Source organism: Methanolapillus africanus (assembly GCF_032714475.1).
Taxonomy (GTDB): Archaea; Halobacteriota; Methanosarcinia; order Methanosarcinales; family Methanosarcinaceae; genus Methanolapillus; species Methanolapillus africanus.
This window is the reverse complement of the sequence record NZ_JAWDKD010000015.1, coordinates 60873-81292: the sequence shown is the minus strand read 5'-3', so window position 1 is coordinate 81292 and position 20420 is coordinate 60873. Positions and strand designations below refer to the sequence as shown.

Genomic DNA, 20420 nt, shown 5'->3' with positions numbered 1-20420 from the left:
TTATTCAAATAATTCAGAAATAATAACATAAATGAAACTAAATGACAATAAATGAAGCTAAATGACAATAACATCATAACAAGATGTCAACATCAAAAGCCATGAACAACAAAACAAAAGAAGTAAATAAATGAATCGGAAAAAGTTTCCTTTTCCCGATGAAGATATTTCAAAGTTTAAACGCTTTCGATGTAAGACGCCGATTTCAATCCGGATCTTCTGTCAAAGGATTTGATGGCGTTTTCCAGATCTGTTTGGATCAAATTGTAACGGTTTTCAAGCAAAGCCGACAACACGGCTTCCCGGACAACCATTCTCAGATCGGATCCCGTATATTCTTCCGTCCGGCGGGAAATCGCTTCCGTGTCGATGTCGCCTTCGATTTTTTTGAGGATCGAATCCAAAATTTGCTTGCGCATTTCGATGGTCGGCTTTTCAAAGTCAACGATTTCATCGAAACGGCGCCAAACGGCGTCGTCGAGGCGGCGCGTGTGGTTCGTGGCGGCGATCAAAAGGACGCCGTCTTCGACCAAACTGACGTTGTCAATTGCCTTTAAAAGGGTGTTGACGGCCTGTTTGATCGCGGCATGCTCGTCGGCGGAGCTTCTGGACATGGCGATAAAGTCGAATTCGTCAATAAACAGGATGCACGGATTGAATCTCTTGGAAAGCGCGAACACACGGTCGATGTTTTTGGACGTCTCGCCCAAATATTGGTCGGTGATCATGGACAAGTGAACTTCAATGATCGGGACAGCCAATTTTTTGGATAAGGCTCTAGCAAACGACGTTTTACCGGTGCCGGGCGGTCCCACGAACAACACTTTTCCGATGTCGTAAAGGCCGATTTGTTTCAAGTGGTCCTTGTTTTTGATGGCCATTTCGATCTTCTGAAGCTCGTTTTTCTGGCGTTCAGTCAAAATGAGTTCTTCCATCGTTTCCCGAACTTCTTCCGGCGCTTTAATGTAGGCCAATTTCAGCCATTCCTTGCCGTTTCCTTTGTCATCCTCCAGCTCTTCGATGATGGATTGAATCCATTCGCGGGAAGCTTCTTTGGGCGGGTTTTTGGCGGCGGTGTTTTCGTAATTGATGTTGTCGCGCTTCAAAACGTTTTGGAAATAGTAGGCGAGAACCGGATTCAAATTGATTCTGTCGCTTGCACCGTCTTGCTTTTCAAACCATTGGGCGGCCGCTTCAAGACCGCCGTCGGTCAAACGAATGTTTCCCGAATTTTCATCAAAAATGGCGTAGCTGAATTTTTTGCCGTTGACCTTTAAGGCTTCTTCGACGTTGTCGATGTCATAAATTTTTTTCACGGCCGCCTTGTTGACCTTGATCGGTTTTTGGATGCCGCGGATTTTGCTGTCCCAAAAAGAGCGCCGGATTTCGGACGGAATGTCGTTGGCATACAAACTGTTTTCCGTGTTGTATATTTCAGCCGTCAGGAGAAGCTCGATGACGTTTAATGATTTTTCACTCATGTTTTTCCTTGTCCTTTTTTTGAATTTGAATAGGATTCAACCAAAATCAAAGCGGATGAATTACATAGATTTCATATTATACGGAATGTATAATTATATAATTCATAGCATATATATTTGATTTCTAATGATTCTCAAGCTTTGATTTTAAGTCAAAGGAAAATCATGAAACAGATTTGATTTCGTTTGATTTTGTTTGGTTTGATTTTGATTCAAATTCAATTTATAAGTTGAAATTTTTGAAATAGACCGATATATACTCAAATGTAATAAAATTTTGCTTTCGAATATATTCAATCATTTTTAATAAAATTTTATTTTTAAAAATCATTTGTTATTTCGGACTCAAATATGTCAATATTTGGAATTAATAATGTGTAAAAAACATCTATTGATATTGTTTATTCGTTTCTTCCATTAGTAATGGATGATTTCATCCAATACAAATGAAAGATTTCATCCATTAGTAATGGATGAATTTAAATATTTCAAATGAATAAATGAAATTATGCTGAGACAGGAACAGATTGCCGCAACAATTGATATGCAAAAAGATATTTTTTTGAACAAAGATGCGGGACTTGATCGTGAATACTTGGAGCGTGTTCCGATATCGGAATCTTATGCGACCATCATCACCGGGATCCGTCGATGTGGAAAAAGTACGCTTTTGCTTCAGCTGCTCCAAAAAAAATACACAGACGCTCTTTATTTGAATTTTGAAGACATTCGGCTGGCCGAATTTGAAACATCGGATTTGTCACGTCTCCGTGATGAAATCGTTCGGCGAAAAATCAACGTTTTGTTTTTTGATGAAATTCAATTTATTGACGGATGGGAGATTTTTGTCCGCCAGCTGCTGACGGAAGGCTATACCGTTTTTGTGACCGGGTCTAACGCTTCCCTGCTCAGCCGAGAACTCGGAACGCGGCTGACCGGCCGGCATTTGTCTATGGAATTGTTCCCGTTTTCCTATCACGAATATGTCCGGCTCAAAAATTTGGAAATCAATGAAAAATCGCTGGAAGAATACTTAAAAGATGGCGGAATGCCTGAATACGTCAAGAAAAATCCGGCCGCACGCGGCGGAATTTTACCGGCGCTGATGGACGATATTTTAATGCGCGACATTGCCGTTCGATATTCAATCCGTGATGTTGAAGCACTTCGAAAATTATCTGTTTATTTGATGTCGAACATCGGAAATCCGGTGTCGGCTTCTAAGCTGACGGGTCTTTTTGGAATCAAATCAAGCACAACTATTTTGGAATATTTTTCCTATTTGAAAAATTCGTATTTGTTTGAATTTTTGCCGCAGTTCGGCTGGTCACTTAAGTCCCAAGCGCGAAACCCGAAAAAAGTGTATTCGATTGATACCGGCATGATCTCTGAAATTTCCGGCGCGTTTACGGAAAACATCGGGCACCGGTTTGAAAATCTGATTTACCTGGATCTGCGCCGCAAAAACAAAGTCGACGACCTTTTTTATTTCAAAGAAAAAGGAGAATGCGACTTCATTGTTTTTGAAAAAGGAAAAGCAAAGGAAGCCGTTCAAGTTTGTTACAAAATCGACGATTTGAATTTTGAACGGGAACTGAACGGTCTGATGGAAGCCATGGCCTTTTTTGATTTGACGGAAGGAACGTTGGTGACGTTCAATCAAAAAGATCAATTTGAAAAAGACGGATTGACAGTAAGGATGGTTCCGGCGCATGAATATATTGGACATTCTGATTAAAAATAAAATGTGCAACTCGAACAAAGACCGCCCTTCGTCTCTAATATCTGAATGAAACGTGTCGCGATAACGCGCGCGGCGGCGCTCGCCAAAACACTGCAAAACAATAACTCAAAACAAATACAAACAAAACAAATCGACATAGAATCAAAATAAAAACAAAAATATATAAGAATCAAAGCTATTCAATTCAAAATTAGGATTTATCCAAAAACAATTGAATCAAAAATAAAATTCAATAAAATAAAAAAATAATTCAATAAAAACAATCGGAGTCCTTAAAATGGTTTCAAAAGAACTTCCTTTCACCAAAGAAAAAATCGAAGAAATTATCCAAACATACCCGACGCCGTTTCACATTTATGATGAAAAAGCCATCCGCGCCAACGCCAAAGACATGCTGCGGGCTTTTTCCAAGGTCAATGGTTTTAAGGAATTCTTTGCCGTGAAAGCGCTTCCGAACCCGTATATTTTAAAAATTCTCAAAGAAGAAGGATTCGGCGCCGACTGCAGTTCGCTGCCGGAACTCCTGCTCGCCGAAAAAGCAGGCATCACCGGCGAAAACATCATGTTCAGTTCCAACGATACGCCGGCGGACGAGTTCGTCAAAGCCAGGGAAATGGGCGCCATCATCAATTTGGACGACATTTCTCACATCGAGGTTTTGGAAAAAACGGCCGGTCTCCCCGACGTTTTGTGTTTCCGGTACAATCCGGGGCCCTTAAAGGAAGGAAACGCTCTCATCGGAAAGCCCGAGGAAGCCAAATACGGTTTTACGCGCGAACAGCTTTTTGAAGGCTACGAAATTCTCAAGAAAAAAGGCGTGAAGCGGTTTGGTTTGCACACGATGGTCGCGTCCAACGAGCTCAATCCGGATTATTTCGTTGAAACCGCCCGCATTTTGTTTGAAGTGATTGTTGAAATCTCCAAAAAAGTCGGCATCCAATTCGAATTCGTAAACCTCGGCGGCGGCATCGGTATTCCGTACCGGCCGGAACAAGACCGTGTGTCGTTTGACAAAATCGCAAGCGGCGTTCAAAAAGCCTATGATGAAACCATCGTCAAGAACGGACTGACGCCTCCCAAAGTGTATTTGGAATGCGGTCGCGTCATCACGGGTCCGTACGGTTACCTGATTACAAGTGTCCGCCACTTGAAATCCATTTACAAGGATTACGTCGGCACCGACGCCTGTATGGCAAATCTCATGCGCCCCGGCATTTACGGCGCGTACCACCACATCACGATTCTCGGGAAAGAAAATCAGCCGGCAACAACAAAGTACGACGTCACCGGTTCCTTGTGTGAAAACAACGATAAATTCGCCGTTGACCGGATGCTTCCGAAAGTCGAGCGCGGCGACCTTCTCGTGATTCACGACACCGGCGCCCACGGCTACGCCATGGGATTCAACTACAACGGAAAACTCAGATCGGCTGAACTTCTGTTGAGGCCGGACGGCAGCGTTAAGCAAATCAGACGGGCGGAAACCATTGACGATTATTTTGCGACGTTGGATTTGAATGGGCTGAAGAATTTCAAGTGAAATTAACACGCGCAATATACGCAATATACAGCACATACAGCGCATACATTCCCAATCTAACCGCAAGTTCAGACATCCGAACGCCGAAGGCGTGAGGGTGGATGAACTTGGCGGATTGCTGTAAAAATATGATGCAGATTACTTATTTATTCATTTTTTACTTTCAGTTTGCAGTTGGGAATTGATTTCTAATTTTTAATTTGCACCTGCTGTTTCCAATTTTAATTTTCAGTTGCTGCTGACTGTACTGATTGCACCTTCTGTTTACTATTTTTCAGTTTGTATTTCTTATTTAGCAACCGGCTGCATCTAACATTACTGCGAAATCCGATTAAATCAGACGCGAATCGCGTCTGATTTAATCGGGTTGGTTTGCTTGTTATTAAAAAAAAGGGTGTGGATTGATTCGCATTATTTTTAAAAAATTGCCCTCTGACTCGTACGTTCAAAAAATGTGTCGCTATAACGCGCGCGGCACCGCCGCCAAAAAACAAAAAAAGAACGGATTTTTTCCATCAAAATTTGTGGGTTTTTGTGTATTCCTGAAAAATCTCTCAAAGTTTGAAACGGAATTTATTTAAATAAGGAAATTCATTTGAGGACCTCCACGAAATCAAAAGGTATAAATTTAAAGATCACATTATGTCGCGAACTCTCGTGACAGCTTTATTTTTATCACGCTCATCATTTCAAGAAGATTTAACATTAACAACAACAGAAGGAGATATTATGGGAAACATAAGACAGTCTAACATCAAAACGATTACATTCAAACTCTTAAACACCTACGGCGACACTTTCACCGGCGACTTCGACGAAAACAAGATCCTTGTGTCCAAATACACGACCATCGAAAGCAAAGTCATCCGCAACAAAGTGGCCGGCTACGTCACCAGAAAGGTCAGACGCGCCCCGAAATACTAATTAATCACTTTTGTTTTCATTTTTCGGCTTTTAAAAAGCCGACCCTTTCTTTTCTTTTTACTTTTTCCGAAAAGCGGATGCTGTCTTCGTTGCGCACCATCGCCCGTCCGTCAAAATCCGGCGCCGTTTTTTACTTTCACTCTGCTTACCAAAAGCCCTTTTAAGTGATGAAACATAAGATTGAGAAGAATGTCAGAAATTTATGCGGAAACCCGCCCCCAAGCCGTCGATGCCATTGAAATCCCATCCCAAACACGGTCGGAAATGCATACGGTTCTTGAAAAATACTTCGGATACACAACTTTTCGCCCGAATCAGGAAGAAGTGATCGGGTCAATCATTGCCGGGAAAGATGTTTTTGTCCTCATGCCGACCGGCGGCGGCAAATCGATTTGCTATCAAATTCCGGCGCTCATGATGAAAGGGACGGTCATCGTCGTTTCGCCGCTGATTTCCCTCATGAAAGACCAAGTGGACGGACTCCTGGCCGCCGGCATCCCGACTGCGTATTTGAACAGCACGCTTTCGGAAACAGAGTCTGCGGATGTCAAAAACCGGCTCATGAAAGGCGATCTCAAAATTCTTTACATGGCGCCCGAACGCCTGATGATGTCGGGAACGCTTTCCATGCTCAAAAAAGCCGACATCAGTCTTTTTGCCATCGACGAAGCGCACTGCGTTTCCGAATGGGGACACGACTTCCGCCCGGAATACCGCAAACTGTCGGAACTCCGGTCGCTGTTTCCGGACGTCGGCATGGTCGCGCTCACGGCAACCGCCACCGAACGGGTGCGTAAAGACATCGTTTCTGTTTTGCATCTTAAAAATCCGGTTGTTAAAATTTCCAGTTTCAACCGGCCCAACTTGTCCTACCAGATCGTTGAAAAGAAGGATCCCAACGAACAAATTATTTCTTATTTGAAAAAAAACCGTGGCAAGTCCGGCATCATTTACTGCCAAAGCCGTGAATCCGTGGAACGGCTGGCGGAACGGCTCAACAAAGCCGGATTTTCAGCGCTGCCGTACCACGCAGGACTTTCCGACGACAAGCGCGCCAAAAACCAAGACAAATTCATCCGCGACGACGTTGACGTTATTGTCGCGACGGTCGCTTTCGGCATGGGCATCGATAAACCCGACGTCCGATTCGTGATTCATTACGATCTCCCGAAAAATCTGGAAAGCTATTATCAAGAAACCGGCCGTGGCGGCCGTGACGGCTTGGAATGCGAATGTATTCTCTTTTTCAATCGCGGCGACTGGCATAAAATTCGTTTCTTTATTGAGAAAAAGCCGAGCAAAAAGGAACGCGATTTGGCTTTCCAGCAATTGTCTCAAATCATGAGTTATTGCGAAAGCACGGAGTGCCGCCGCAACGAACTGCTCCGCTACTTTGGGGAAAATCTGACGACGCCGTGCAACAACTGCGATTCCTGCGCCAACCCGCGGGAAAAATTCGACGGCACGAAACAGGCGCAGATGCTGATTCGCTGCGTGTCCGAAACCGGTCAAAAGTTCGGCATGTCGCACGTCATTGACGTTTTGTACGGCGCCCGAACCAAAAAGGTTCGCGAATGCCGGCATGACCGCTTGGAAGTGCACGGCTCAGGCAAAACGGTTTCCAAAGATGAATGGAAACGCATCGGCAACGAATTGGTGCAGTCCGGCTGCCTCAGCGTCAGCGGCGAACGTTATCCGATCGTCAAAATGAATGAAAAAAGCCGAAAGGTTTTAGCCGGAACGCTTACGGTTGAACTGACGGAGCCGCTTGTCTCTAAAATTTCTAAAACAAATGTGAATTCCGAATATGCGGTTCCGGCGTCGGCTGCAGAAGATGGTGACGACGATATCGAATTTGAAGAAGACGATGTGGTTGATTTCGATTCCGATGAAGAAATCGGCGGCGACTTTGACGCGTCGGGCGGCGCGATGGTCTACAACGGCCGGCGTTCGCTTTTGTCGGACGAACTCGACAAAAACCCGGTGACTGTTTCGGTTCAAACGGAGACAAGAACCATTTCGATTCCGGAAAAAGCTCCGGCCAAATCCAAGAAAGCATCGCCGGAAAAACAAGCGGTCCGCTCCGTTAAAAAAGGATCGTTCGATCCGGCTTTGTTTGAACGCCTCAAAGTTCTCCGAAAGAAAATCGCCGCCGACAAAAACCTGCCGCCGTATATTATTTTTGCCGACACCAGTCTCAAACAAATGGCGACCGATTTTCCGGCGGACGACGCGGCTTTCTTGAAAATCTCGGGCGTTGCGGAATACAAACTTCACAAGTACGGCCGGTTGTTTATTGAAGAAATTGTGGATTATATGGGTGAAGAGCCGGCGCCAAAGCCGTCCAAATCCAAACAAAGCGTCATTGAAACCGAAAGCTCGGGTTCGGATGCCGCAGCCGGCGCCTCTCTGATTTCAGACGATTCATTTTCGGATGACGATCTCAGCAAAACGCTGAATTTGTTTTCCCAAGGACTTTCCGCCGGTGAAATTGCCGAAATCCGTGGTCTGCCGATTTCCAAGGTGACGGCGCATGTGGAAGAATTGATTTCGGACGGTCAAATAAACGATTTGAGCGCTTTGATCTCAGTTCAAAAACAGGCGCAGATTGAAGAAATCATTCAAGAATTCCAAACCGAATTTATCAAACGGCTGGCCGCTTCAAGTATTATTGAAAAATCGGACGGCGATTGCACAGACGGCGAAGTTCGGCTGGTGAAGGCGCTCATTCTTCAAAAAATGAAAAAAGAAAAATGAATGATTCAATTAATTGTTGATATTGTTCTCTTTTTTATCTTCTTTTTTGACGGATTTTTCTGCAGGACGTGTGGTTTTTTCAGAGCCGTCGGCATCGCTTTTCTCGGCCTTTTCGGCTTTCTTCTTTTCAATCGTTTTTTCCATATCCGTCTCAAGCAATGTTTTATCTTCCTTCTTCTCGGTTTTCTTGACGGTTTCTTTTTTTTCGCCGGCCTTCTCTTCTGTTTTTACACCGCTTTCCTCTGTCTTCTCCGGTTTCTTTTCTTCTTTCAAATCAATGATATCGGAATTTTCCGTAATCGGCGCAATCTTTTCTTTAATTTCGTCCGTTAAAACCGGGTCCTCTTGAATAAATCCGTAAACGATGGTCGCTTTAATGGAGCGCAGCGCCAAAAGAAGGGAATATAAAAACAGAAAAACCGCAACGCTGAGGATGATATCTGTAATGTCGCGGACTTGATGAATGGAAGACGTGACGATGATTGAAAAAATCAAAATAATAATTGTGACTAAGCATCCGAGTGCATTTCTATAGTGCGCCATCACGGTTTCGATGAAATATTTTTCCTTTTGCCGGTATTTCTTTTCATCATGTTCCGGAAACAGCGACACGATAATCGTCAAACTGGCGATAATGATGGCGAGAAGCGCAGCCGTCACTTGTAAAAATGTCAAAAGAATACTGATCAGGCTTGTCGGTTCAATTTCAACATTGAGATAAAGTAAAATTCCGGCGACAATCGCCGCCAAAACCAAAGCTAAAATCAATTCCAAAATCGTTGCCCGCCATCCGAGCGTTTTTCGGTTGGCCTCGCGGATCACTTTTGTTTTTTTGGATTCATTTTGACCGAGTTTGTCTAAAAAATTCATAGGCGTCTTCCAATCATTTTTTGAAAATAATTTTATTTGTTCTTTTCCGCATTTTATTGCTCTTAACAAATATAAATGTATTTGAATAAAATTAAAACTATTTTCAAAAATAAATTTCCAACTTCTACTGATATTAAAAAACCGGCCGTCAACGGAATCAGATACGGAATTCCGGGTGTTACCCATCCCATCCGGCTAATTTTTCCGCGCCGGATCATTTGTCGGAGTTTTCGGACATATCTTTGTTCATCTTCGTTCCGAAAATCGATGCCAGTCAAAACGATTTTTTTAGACGTTATTGTATTTGAATTTGAAAAATCGTACCGTTCCATCAAAAGCGGATAACCGTTTATTTTTTGTTTTCCGGCCGATTCTGCCGTCAATTTCAAAATATCGGTTTTGCAGCCGATCAAAAAAAGCGGCAGCTCTTTTAATGCGGGTTTTGTGTTTTGTTGTTTGAAATTTTTTATATTTTTCAAAAGCAAGAAGATCGGCAGAACGAATATGAAAATCACGGAATTCATCAGCGTTGTCATGGCCGCAGATTCAAAAAACGAAATCGGGTCTTCCGGAAACAAAATCGACAGACAAATCAGGGCTTTGGTGTCGGCGCCGCCGAATATTCTGAAATAAAAAAGGGCGGCGGAAATGGCAAACATCAAAAACACGGTTCCGACGATTGAAATGACGTGTGAAATTCCTAAAAAATATGTTTCAATAATGAGGATTGGAAGGCTGCAAAACAACAGTTTGATCCAAATTGAATCAGAAACGGTACGCGTTTTCAAGTCTTGACGGGACGCAGCTGCCAAAAAGAAGAGGCAGAGGAGAATTTTGATCTTAAAAAGCAGCGACAGAAAATCCATGCTTTTTAGAAAAAACGATTGCTTTTATCTGTTTTTAAATAATTTCAAAAAGGATAAAATTTAAAATTATAATTGATTGGAATGCGTTTTACAACTCATACCATTCAATATCATCCGTTTCGCTTTCGCATTTCACGTCCGCGTTCCCTTTCGGTGAAATGCCGGTCGCATCCATAGCTTGCCGAATGGCGTTTCCGAAATCGTCCAAATAATCCGGACAGGACAAGCTGTTGTAAACAAATTTCTTATTCGGCTGGATGTTTTTTTCAATCGTTTCCGCCGACGGAATAATCACGACATTGATGCCGGTTTCTTCAGCTGCCTTTGTCATCGCTTCCCGGAAATCGCCGATGCAGTAAGCGATTCTGTATTCGTAATTGTCTTTGGTGCGGATCAAATACTCGGAAAGACGTTTGACTTCTGTTTTTAAGAAATCCCGTTTCACTTTCGCCACATTGCATTTTCCCATCATGAACGAATAATCCATAAACGGATATTCCATATCCAATTCCCGCGGGGCGACGCCGCACGTGCCGAACGTCACAATGTGAACGTCGTCTTGTTCCAGCATGGAAAAAATCACTTTGTCGAACTGGCGGTGGGACGGGCTTTCATGGTACGGTTTTTTCTTAGAACACGGGACGAAAATGCAAATTTTCCGGACCGGAATTTGATATTCGGTCACGACCCACTCGTTGGCGCGGACCATATCCGGGTGGTGAATGATATTTTCAGTGTCGAGCGGTTCGGCCGACCGTTCATTTTCGGGAATGATGCGAGACATGGCTGTGGTTTACGCGTTCTTTGTATTAATATTTCAAGGCGTGTTTGTCAACGCCGCCTTCATGCGGTTGACTAAGTTCTGATCTTTAACCACAACCGGTTTGATGATATTGCCGTACCGTTTCGGCATTCCGCCAATGTAATTGAGCAGCTCGTTATGATCAATGCGCGGAATGATGTATTGGAGATTCTCCGGCATCGGCGCATTGAGCATGGTCGAGCCGTAAGCGCCAAAATCGGTGAAGCTCGGCGCGGATTTGTCAAAGCCCTTCACAAACACAAAAGTGCCGAAGCTGGGGTCGCACAAATATTTCAGATCGGTGTTTGATGTTTTGGACAAATCGTACCGTACTTTTTGATAGGCTCTCACCGTTTCCATAAAAGCCGATCGAATCGGGGAAATACTCTTCTTTCCGGATTTACACATCAGCAGGTTGCCGAACGGATCGATAAATGCAACAGCATCACCATCACCGCCGTTTTTGATATCTTCTTTTGCCGCCGCAATCAAATATTGGGCCAGCCCTTCGTCCGGCGTTTTGCTTTTTGATCGGGTTTTGTAGGCCAAAGCATCCGGACATTCGGCTTTTAACGCTTGAATGATATGTGCCGGAGCCGTCGGCATTGACAAATCCAGCAGCTTATCATAAGGGACAATATCCTTCACAATGCTTCGCGCAACGTTCGCGCCGCTGGTAAAAGCGTTTTTACAGCCTTCAACCACTTGTTGAGATAAAACCGGGTTTGTGAACAGCGGAACTTTTCCATATCCTTGGCGGACCGGATCGCCGGCAACTTTCGGGTAAATAAAATTGTTCTTTATCTGATTCAAGACAGGACCTTCAAGAGGGTTGAACCGGTATGTGCTGTCCCAGTTAATTCCGGCGTTTTCATCAAGCGCCACGATGATGACGTTAAAACCGGCGGATAAAGTGGAACCGGTACACATTAAACAAGGGTCAAGCGACGTCACCAACAAAATATCTTTGGGTTCGGGCAGGTTCAATTCGGTTTTGTTCATAAAATACCAATCGACAAGCTGTCTTTCGCCGTGAGCGGTCGGATCTTTCAGCCGGCTTTGTTCGTGGTCATTATCCCTTGCAATCACCGTGTTATGCATCTCTTTAATGAACGCGCCGGTTTTCAGGTTAATCAACACACCGCCGACACCATATGATTTTTCTGAAGCGGCGATATCGGCTTGCATCAAAACACGCTGTTTTGCAAACTCATCCAAGCTGTTCATATTTTCATCCGCGGGTTCGTTAAACATAGTGACATCTCCGATTCTTGATTTTTATTTTTTATAAAATATTTGTACAGTCAACGTTGTTAAAAAAAAGAAGAAAATAATTTTTCAAATTATTTTCTTTTCACAAAAGCGATGTCGCCAAGCGTTGCGCCGCCGGTTTTGTGGCTTTGGAACGTTTCGCCGGTTTCTTTGGATTCCATCAACTGAATGTCGAGCGCTCTTTCCAGTTTTCGAATGACGGCTTCTTCCGGATGAATTTCCTTTCTTTCGATTTTCTTAATCAAGGGCGCCTTTTCTTTGATTTGAAGCGCCAGCTCTTCCTGCGTCAAGCCTTTGGCTTCACGGGCTTTTTTGATCACGACGTCGTAATCTTCCACAATCTCGTTGTCCAAGTCCGCAAAGTAATTTTTAGCGGGGCGGGTGCCGGTTGGACTTTTGACGTGCTTCACAGGCGCGGACGAACTGACCTGGGGAGCAATCGTTTGCTTTTTCACCACGACAGGGCCGAGTTTCGTACACTCTTGGCAGGCGTTGAATTCAGCGCCTTCGATTTTGATGGTTGTGGTGTCTCCTCTGATCTTTTTACCGCAAATCTCACATTCTTTTGCTTCCATAGAATTATCACTTGTTTTTGGTTTTGTTGTTCTTTTTTAAAATTATTGTCTCTTAAATTCGCATCTATACATTATATAATGAATGGAAAGTGTGGGATGAAAAGAATCATTTCTATTTCAATTTAATGATTTTATTTTTGCGAAGATATTTTATTATGAACGTTTTTATATATTAATAGTTTTATTTTTGTTTATGGGTTCACTTCCGAATCGAACCGGTGAAAAAAACGCCGTTGAAAAGTCCTTTTATTAACGCCGAAGAAGAGTTAAATGAGAAAGGCATATATATCTATCAAATTTATTGGGTGTACTTTAATTTAAATTCAAAGAATAGAACACATACACAAAAACAGTGACAAAGGGGGATACAAAATGGCAAATATGGTCAATTCCAGAGACAAACCCATTTATTCAGAATCCGGTAAGGCAAAGCCGTTATCGGAAGATATCTCCGGTCAGGAAATTACCCGCCTTCAAAACGAGCTGAAGAAAGCGGAAACTTTGCTGAAAAGAACAAAAACAATTTCGGCACAACGACTGGAAGAAGTCAAAATCTTAAAAGAAAACTTTGAAGCCGAACGCCGCGCTTTCCTTAATGAAATCGAAAAGAGCGTCGCGGTTTCCCAAGAGTTTCAGGACGATTTCAAAAGATTGTCTGAGGAACGGGACGACTTGAAGCGGACGCTTGAGCGGTCCAGAAAGGAGATTCTGGCGATTAAAGACAGCTTGAGCGAAGCCCGCGGCGATTTGTCCAAAGTGCGCGACGAGCTCATCAAAAACACCGAAGACAACACCTTCCTGCGCGAGCGGATCACACATTTGGAAACCGAAAAGAAGACGGCTGATTATGAACGTATCCACTTTGAACGCGAAACCCGCCGCCTCCGGGCCGAACTCGACCGCATGAAGACAACGCCGCTTCTCTTGGGGACGGTCGTCAAAATGATCGACAACGAAAACGTCGTCGTCCGCAGTTCCGCCGGACCGCAGCTCGTGGTGAGCGCGCCGGTTGAAATGACGGAAAAAGAGCTGCCGCCGGGCGCCAACGTTGCCCTCAACCAGCAAACGTTTTCGATTGCCAAAGTTCTTCCGATTCTGGAAGAGCCGGAAGTCTCCGCTTTGGAACTGATCGAATCGTCCGACGTCACTTACGAACAAATCGGCGGTTTGGGCGACCAGCTGCGCGAGATTCGCGAAGTGGTGGAACTGCCGCTCATCAAGCCGGAAATTTTCGAACGCATCGGTATTGAGCCGCCCAAAGGCGCTTTGCTTTACGGGCCGCCGGGCACCGGCAAGACGATGATCGCCAAAGCCGTCGCCAACAAGACGAATGCCACGTTCATCCGCGTCGTCGGCTCCGAACTGGTTCAAAAATACATCGGTGACGGCGCCAAAATGGTTCACGAGCTGTTTGAAATGGCTCAAAAGAAAGCCCCGTCGATCATTTTCATTGATGAAGTGGACTCGATCGCCTCCCGCCGCCTGGACGACACGACCAGCGCCGACCGTGAAATTCACCGGACGCTCATGCAGCTTCTGGCCGAAATGGACGGATTCAGCCGCCGCACCAATGTGAAAATCATTGCCGCCACCAACCGGCTGGACATCTTGGACCCGGCCATTCTCCGCCCCGGCCGTTTTGACCGGATGGTGTTTGTGCCGCTGCCGGATGAAGCCGGCCGTGAGACAATCTTGAAGATTCACTCGACAAAAATGAACTTGTCGCCGGACATCAATTTCAAGGAACTGGCCAAAATGACGGAAGGCACCAGCGGCGCCGACTTAAAGGCCATCGTCACGGAAGCCGGTATGTTTGCCGTTCGCGAGGAAAAGGATTCGATTCAAAAAATCGACTTCATCAACGCCAAAGAAAAAGTGATGAGTTCCAAGAAGAAGGAACAAATGCTTCCGGTCCCGGAAAACATGTTCTCGTAAACGCAACGTTTGAATTTTGAGTCACCGGTTTGGCCGGTGATTCTCTTTTCTTTATTATTTTCTTTTTTTAGTTTCTCTTTTTTTTCTTTTTTGGCGGGCGCCGCCGCGCGCGTTATGGCGACACGTTTCCCTGACTTTTGAAAAAATTGATGTCTCTTTTTCATTTTGTCTCAAAAATAACCGTTTTGCGGCTGTTGGCATCAATGTATCAAAAAACATATATTATACCATGGGAATATATACCCAGAATGATTCTTGGAAAATCATTTTAAATGAAATAAAAAGTATTAATACCAATAATCTAATATTGTGATAAATTTTAAGTCAATGTGATTTAAAAATTATATCTTATCTCGGTTATTCAATGATTTGAATTTTCAATGGCTGATGTCCACTTTGTACCGAAATACCGGTAGAAAATCAGCCCGCGATTTTGAAAAAATAAGAGGTTCACACATGAAATCCATCGTCGAAGAAGCACTCGCACGCACCGCCAGAGAGGAACGCGACACCCGCTACCAATCATCTTATAACAACGTCAATCTTGCCGGAGAAGATGTTGACGAAGAACTCCGGGCCTTTTTGGAAGGCTTAAAAACCAACATTAAAGTCATCGGCTGCGGTGGCGGCGGTTCCAACAGCATTCAAAGAATGCTTGAAGAAGGCATCTCCGGCGCTGAACTTTACGCGGTGAACACCGACGCGCAGCACCTTTTAAAAATCGGCACCAACAAAAAAATCCTCATCGGAAAAAAGAAAACACGCGGTCTCGGGGCCGGCAGTTTGCCGCAAGTCGGCGAAGACGCCGCTGTTGAAAGCGTGGACGACATCCGCAAGGCGGTCGACGGCGCCGACATGGTTTTCATCACCACCGGTCTTGGCGGCGGTACCGGTACCGGATCCGCTCCGGTCGTGGCCGAAGCGTCCCGCGCGGCGGGCGCATTAACAATTGCGGTCGTCACCTTGCCGTTTGCGGTCGAAGGCCGCGTGCGCAGATCCAACGCCGAAGCCGGTCTTGAACGCCTCCGCGATGTCGCCGACACCGTTATCGTTATTCCGAACGACCGTTTGATTGAAATGGTCCCGAAATTACCGCTCCAAGCCGCTTTTAAGGTTTGCGACGAAGTGCTGATGCGCGCCGTGAAAGGAATCACGGAATCCATCACCGAAGACGGACTTGTGAACGTCGACTTTGCCGATATCCGCACCATTATGCAAAACGGCGGCGTCGCCATGATTGGTCTGGGCGAATCCTCCGGCGAAAACAAAGCGGTCGAATCCATCCAAAAGGCTCTCAGAAGCCCGCTTCTCGACGTCGACATTTCCGACGCCACCTCTGCGCTCGTGAACGTGACCGGCGGTCCGGACATGACCATCGAAGAAGCGCAAACTGTGGTCCAAGAAGTCCACAACAGAATCGACCCGAACGCCCGCCTCATTTGGGGTGCCCGCGTCGACCCGAAACTCGAAAACAAGATCCGCACGATGATTATCGTGACCGGCGTCAAGTCCTCCCAAATTTACGGACAAGGCAGCGGCACATCCATCGCTATGAAATACGGCATCGACTTTGTCGAGTAATAATTTAAAAATTAAAATCGAAAAAGAGTTTTCTCTTTTTCTTTTCTTCTCTTTTTTTTTATTTTGTTTTTAAAAACAGTCCTTCGTTTTTGACGATTTTTGAAAAGCCTTCGCCGTAACGCGCGCGCATGGCGCCGCCGTTGCGGATGAACTGCATTTTGTTTTTACGTCTCACAAATGGTAAGGTATATTTAGGAGAAACGTATTTACGCGTGCGTATCTTTTTTGAGTTTTTGCTCGGATACCTGTGAGGCTCGAAATCTTTGAAGCCGCGCGGTTTTCGGCAAATAAAAAGGATTTAATTATATATGATTAGGGCGTAATGCCCCTTCACATATTACGTTATTTAATAATTCGGATGTGAAAAATTGTCGGAAACAGGCAATAAAACAGATAAAATTAAGGAATCGATCAACAACATCGTTCCGACCCTTCGTTCTTATTTCAGAATTTTGAAATTGGCAAAGAAACCCTCCAGACAAGAGTTCCTGACCATCGCGAAGGTGGCCGCTGCCGGTATTTTAGCCATCGGTATTGTGGGCTTCCTTTTCTATGTGTTAATGGATGTCTTCCCGCAGATGATCATATGAGTGAAGTTGAAGGCAGCGACGACGTCAAAATCTTTATTGTGAAGACGACCGTCAATCAGGAAAAATCAGTGGCGAAGTCCATGGCCTTGGTGGCCAAAAAAGAGCATTTGGACGTGCGCGCCATTTTGGCTCCCGAAGAGCTGAAAGGCTACGTTTTTGTTGAAACGCCGCGCTCCGATGTGATTGACAGTTTGATTCAAGCTGTCCCGCACGCCAAATCTATGCTCAAAAGCCACTCGACCATCGGCGAAATTGAACACTTCCTTAAACCCAAGCCGATTTCCACCGGCATTACGGAAGGATCGATCATCGAAATCACGTCCGGTCCGTTCAAAGGCGAAAAAGCCAAAGTCAAACGCATCGGTACCGGCCAGCATGACGAAATCACCGTCGAGTTGTTCGACGCCGTCGTTCCGATTCCGATTACGATTCGCGGCGACACGGTTCGCGTGCTGAAAAAGGAAGAAGAGTAAGAACAAATTAATTCAGTTTAATTCAGTTTTAGATTTCAGATTCATAATCCGGGTTGACCGGTTTATGAAATCCTGTTTTCCATCCAATTTATGATTGAATTTTTTTGTGAATTTTGACCGGAATGAATTTTTGACGGAATCGTTTCACAAATTCATTTTGTTGATATTTCATGAGAAAAGTTTAAATCAAATAATCCGATTTATTAAGAACCCGAACTCCCGCATTTTTGGAAGTGCGGAATTTCTATTTAACTATCAATCTTATTAATTATAATAAAAATGGTGATGAAATGGTAAGCACTGTTGAAGCCTTAGTCCCCGGAGGAAAAGCCACTCCCGGACCGCCGCTCGGCCCGTCCCTTGGTCCTCTCGGAATCAACATTAAACAAGTGATCGAACAGATTAACGAGAAAACAAAAGATTACAACGGAATGCAAGTTCCGGTCAAAATCATTGTTGCTGATGACAAAAGCGTTCAAATCGAAGTCGGAACTCCGCCGACCGCGTCTCTTCTTCTTCAAGAAGCTGGCGTCCAAAAAGGATCCGGAAAACCGAACGCTGAAAAAGTCGGAAACATCACGGTTCAGCAGGCCGCTAAAATCGCCCGCATGAAGAGAGATGTTCTCCTGTCTTACGACTTAAAAGCCGCCATCAAAGAAGTCACCGGAACCGGTGTCTCCGTCGGCGTGACCGTCGAAGGCATGGACGTCCGCGAATTCCAAAAAGCGATTGACGCCGGAAAATACGACGACGTCCTCAGCAAAGAATCCTGGTAATTTGATAATAAATTTGAATATATTATCTGACGTCGGAATCATTTGAATGATATAATAACGGCGCTCATGCAATATTTCAAATTTTCAAATATTATCATTTTTCACCAATCCTTATCCCATTTATAGAAACAATCGGCATCCTTGGATGCTGTTGTTTTTATTCAAAAATTAACCGTAGAAAGCCAAATCGGCTGCGCTTAAAAATTGTGACGTCATCGTTGTGAACATCTGTTTGCAGCAAGGACGTTGTGAAATTTAGAAGACTACGGGGAGGCCTTAAAATGGCAGACGTATCAATTGAAGAAATCGTAAAAGAATTATTAGAGGAGTCGCCTCAACGCAATTTCATGGAGAGCGTCGACCTTGCGATTAATCTCAAAAATCTCGATCTGAATCAACCAAAAAACAGAATCGATGAAGAGGTTGTTCTTCCGAATGGTCTTGGAAAAGACTTAAAAATCGGAGTTTTCGCGAAAGGTGACGTTGGCATTCAGGCTAAACAAGCCGGAGCTGCCTACGTCTTCGACGATGCCGCCATTGAAGCGATGAAAGACGACAAATCCTACGCCAAAACCATCGCGGAAGAATGTGACTTCTTCATTGCGGAAACGCAATACATGCAGGTTATCGGTAAAACCCTCGGTACCGTTCTCGGTCCGCGCGGTAAGATGCCGGTTCCGCTTCTTCCGGGAAAAAGTATCGCTGATATGATCCAAACCAAGCAAAGCGCTGTTCGCATCAGATCCAAAGACAAAATGACGTTCCACGTCTCTGTCGGCCGCAGAAACATGCCGCCGGAAAAATTGGCGCAGAACATCGAAACCGTCCTTGGCCGTGTTGAACGCGCATTGGTGAAAGGAAAACACAACATCCGCTCTGTTCACGTCACAACGACGATGGGCACTTCCAAGAAGGTGATCTGATGACAGAATCACGTGGCGCGGAAAAAATCCCGCAATGGAAGATGGATGAAGTCGACAACGTGAAAGATTTAATCAAATCCTACAAGATTTTCGGCGTCGTCAGTTTTGAAGGCATCATGGCCAGTCAAATCCAGACAATGAGACGTGATTTAAAAGGCACTGCCGTCTTGAAAGTTCTCCGGAACACGTTAAACGCCAAAGCTTTGAACGAAAGCGGCGACGAAATTTCCGAGATGACGCAATACATCGAAGGTCAGTCTGCTTTAATCTTCACGAACGACAACCCGTTCAAATTATACAAGAATCTGTCCAAGACCAAAACCCCGTCCCCGATCAAAGCCGGCGCGATTGCGCCCGCAGACATCAGCGTGACGAAAGGTCCGACCGGATTTCCGCCGGGCCCGCTTTTGGGCGAATTCCAATCCGCCGGCATCCCGACGGCTGTCGAAGCCGGAAAGATTGCCATCAAGGAATCCAAAGTTGTTTGTAAAGCCGGAGAAAAAGTTTCTCCGAAATTGGCCGCAGCGCTCAACAAACTCGAAATTTATCCGCTTGAAGTCGGATTGAATTTGAGAGCCGTTTTCGAAAACGGAACAATCTATTTGCCGAGCGTTTTGGCTGTTGACGAAGACAAAATCTTTGCCGACCTTGTGGCCGCTGCCCAACAAGCCAACAACTTGTCTGTCAATGCTGCGATTCCGACCGCAGACACAATCGAAGCCATCCTCCAGAAGGCTCACCGGGAAGCTGTCAACTTGGGTGTTGAAGCGGTTATTCTCGAAGAAACGGTTGTCGAAATCCTCATCGGAAAAGCAAACGTTGAAATGGTTTCCGTCGCCAAAACCGTGGCTGTCAAAGACGCCAATGCGGTTGACGACGAATTAAAAAACCTTTAAACAATTATCGACTATAAATTAACTAAAATTAATTAACCAAATAACCAAAAAATACAAGGTGAATTCAAATGGAATACATTTACTCAGCACTTTTAATCTACAAATCCGGAAACACAATCACAGAAGAAACCGTCACCGCTGTCCTCACAGCAGCCGGAAACGACGTCGACGCAGCCCGCGTGAAAGCCCTCGTCGCCGCTCTTGAAGGCATCGACATCGAAGAAGCCATCTCCAAAGCAGCCTTCGCAGCAGCAGCAGCCCCGGCCGCAGCAGCTCCGGCCGCAGCAGCAGCCGCTGAAGCAGCCCCGGTTGTCGAAGAAGAAGACCACTCCGAAGAAGAAGGCATGGCCGGTCTCGGCGCCCTCTTCGGCTAATTCGGCTGAATCTTTTGAGAAAACCAAAGTCCTGCAGGATT

17 protein-coding genes and 1 pseudogene are annotated in these 20420 nt (G+C 44.9%); 12 read left to right on the top strand and 6 right to left on the bottom strand.

Annotated features, from left to right (window positions below; translation table 11 throughout):
- Nucleotides 1–176: 176 nt before the first annotated feature.
- Nucleotides 177–1481 carry an ATP-binding protein gene (locus tag MsAg5_RS04195; protein WP_338099367.1) on the bottom strand — a complete coding sequence of 435 codons (1305 nt, stop codon included), beginning with the start codon at nucleotides 1479–1481 and terminating at the stop codon, nucleotides 177–179.
- 508 nt (nucleotides 1482–1989) lie between these two features.
- Between MsAg5_RS04195 and MsAg5_RS04190 the strand changes: the two genes are divergently transcribed.
- The 4 genes from MsAg5_RS04190 to recQ all read left to right on the top strand — a co-directional run bounded on the left by MsAg5_RS04190 (nucleotide 1990) and on the right by recQ (nucleotide 8446).
- A complete protein-coding gene (locus MsAg5_RS04190; RefSeq protein WP_338099366.1) occupies nucleotides 1990–3219 on the top strand; it encodes an ATP-binding protein in 1230 nt (409 codons plus the stop codon).
- Nucleotides 3220–3502: 283 nt separating this feature from the next.
- Nucleotides 3503–4765, top strand: a complete 1263-nt coding sequence (gene lysA / locus MsAg5_RS04185; protein WP_338099365.1) for a diaminopimelate decarboxylase — start codon at nucleotides 3503–3505, stop codon at nucleotides 4763–4765.
- A 729-nt stretch (nucleotides 4766–5494) separates the two neighbouring features.
- On the top strand, nucleotides 5495–5689 hold the full coding sequence (locus MsAg5_RS04180; protein ID WP_338099364.1) for a 30S ribosomal protein S17e: 195 nt from the start codon (nucleotides 5495–5497) through the stop codon (nucleotides 5687–5689).
- A gap of 189 nt (nucleotides 5690–5878) precedes the next feature.
- Nucleotides 5879–8446: a DNA helicase RecQ gene (recQ, locus tag MsAg5_RS04175; protein WP_338099363.1), complete on the top strand. Its 2568-nt coding sequence runs from the start codon at nucleotides 5879–5881 to the stop codon at nucleotides 8444–8446.
- 9 nt (nucleotides 8447–8455) lie between these two features.
- Here the strand turns inward: recQ and MsAg5_RS04170 are convergent, their stop codons facing one another.
- The 5 genes from MsAg5_RS04170 to MsAg5_RS04150 form a co-directional block, all read right to left on the bottom strand.
- Nucleotides 8456–9316: a hypothetical protein gene (locus MsAg5_RS04170; RefSeq protein ID WP_338099362.1), complete on the bottom strand. Its 861-nt coding sequence runs from the start codon at nucleotides 9314–9316 to the stop codon at nucleotides 8456–8458.
- 62 nt (nucleotides 9317–9378) lie between these two features.
- Nucleotides 9379–10182 (bottom strand): A24 family peptidase C-terminal domain-containing protein, encoded by an 804-nt coding sequence (locus tag MsAg5_RS04165; protein ID WP_338099361.1) that lies wholly within the window; start codon nucleotides 10180–10182, stop codon nucleotides 9379–9381.
- A gap of 88 nt (nucleotides 10183–10270) precedes the next feature.
- The gene (locus MsAg5_RS04160) at nucleotides 10271–10966 is read right to left on the bottom strand and encodes a DUF5591 domain-containing protein (RefSeq protein ID WP_338099360.1); all 696 of its coding nucleotides are present in this window, start codon (nucleotides 10964–10966) and stop codon (nucleotides 10271–10273) included.
- A 33-nt stretch (nucleotides 10967–10999) separates the two neighbouring features.
- Nucleotides 11000–12238 carry a cytidine/deoxycytidylate deaminase family protein gene (locus MsAg5_RS04155; RefSeq protein ID WP_338099359.1) on the bottom strand — a complete coding sequence of 413 codons (1239 nt, stop codon included), beginning with the start codon at nucleotides 12236–12238 and terminating at the stop codon, nucleotides 11000–11002.
- 89 nt (nucleotides 12239–12327) lie between these two features.
- Nucleotides 12328–12831, bottom strand: a complete 504-nt coding sequence (locus MsAg5_RS04150; protein WP_338099358.1) for a multiprotein bridging factor aMBF1 — start codon at nucleotides 12829–12831, stop codon at nucleotides 12328–12330.
- A gap of 372 nt (nucleotides 12832–13203) precedes the next feature.
- On the opposite strand from MsAg5_RS04150, the gene MsAg5_RS04145 reads away from it, so the two are divergent.
- The 8 genes and pseudogenes from MsAg5_RS04145 (at nucleotide 13204) to rpl12p (ending at nucleotide 20379) form a co-directional block, all read left to right on the top strand.
- Entirely contained in the window at nucleotides 13204–14766 is a 1563-nt protein-coding gene (locus MsAg5_RS04145) for a proteasome-activating nucleotidase (RefSeq protein ID WP_338099357.1), read from the top strand.
- A 456-nt stretch (nucleotides 14767–15222) separates the two neighbouring features.
- A complete protein-coding gene (gene ftsZ, locus MsAg5_RS04140; protein ID WP_338099356.1) occupies nucleotides 15223–16347 on the top strand; it encodes a cell division protein FtsZ in 1125 nt (374 codons plus the stop codon).
- Between the two features lie 398 nt (nucleotides 16348–16745).
- Nucleotides 16746–16937, top strand: a complete 192-nt coding sequence (locus tag MsAg5_RS04135; protein ID WP_338099417.1) for a protein translocase SEC61 complex subunit gamma — start codon at nucleotides 16746–16748, stop codon at nucleotides 16935–16937.
- Complete coding sequence (locus MsAg5_RS04130) at nucleotides 16934–17410, top strand: transcription elongation factor Spt5 (RefSeq protein WP_338099355.1); 477 nt, start codon at nucleotides 16934–16936, stop codon at nucleotides 17408–17410. Before MsAg5_RS04135 ends, MsAg5_RS04130 begins: the two co-directional genes overlap by 4 nt.
- Nucleotides 17411–17700: 290 nt before the next feature.
- Nucleotides 17701–18186 carry a 50S ribosomal protein L11 gene (locus tag MsAg5_RS04125; RefSeq protein WP_338099354.1) on the top strand — a complete coding sequence of 162 codons (486 nt, stop codon included), beginning with the start codon at nucleotides 17701–17703 and terminating at the stop codon, nucleotides 18184–18186.
- 281 nt (nucleotides 18187–18467) lie between these two features.
- Nucleotides 18468–19109 (top strand): 50S ribosomal protein L1, encoded by a 642-nt coding sequence (locus tag MsAg5_RS04120; protein WP_338099353.1) that lies wholly within the window; start codon nucleotides 18468–18470, stop codon nucleotides 19107–19109.
- Nucleotides 19106–20002, top strand: a pseudogene (locus MsAg5_RS04115) (50S ribosomal protein L10); the annotation flags it as partial. The gene MsAg5_RS04120 and the pseudogene MsAg5_RS04115, both read left to right, overlap by 4 nt.
- Nucleotides 20003–20073: 71 nt before the next feature.
- Complete coding sequence (rpl12p, locus tag MsAg5_RS04110; RefSeq protein WP_338099352.1) at nucleotides 20074–20379, top strand: 50S ribosomal protein P1; 306 nt, start codon at nucleotides 20074–20076, stop codon at nucleotides 20377–20379.
- Nucleotides 20380–20420: the final 41 nt, after the last annotated feature.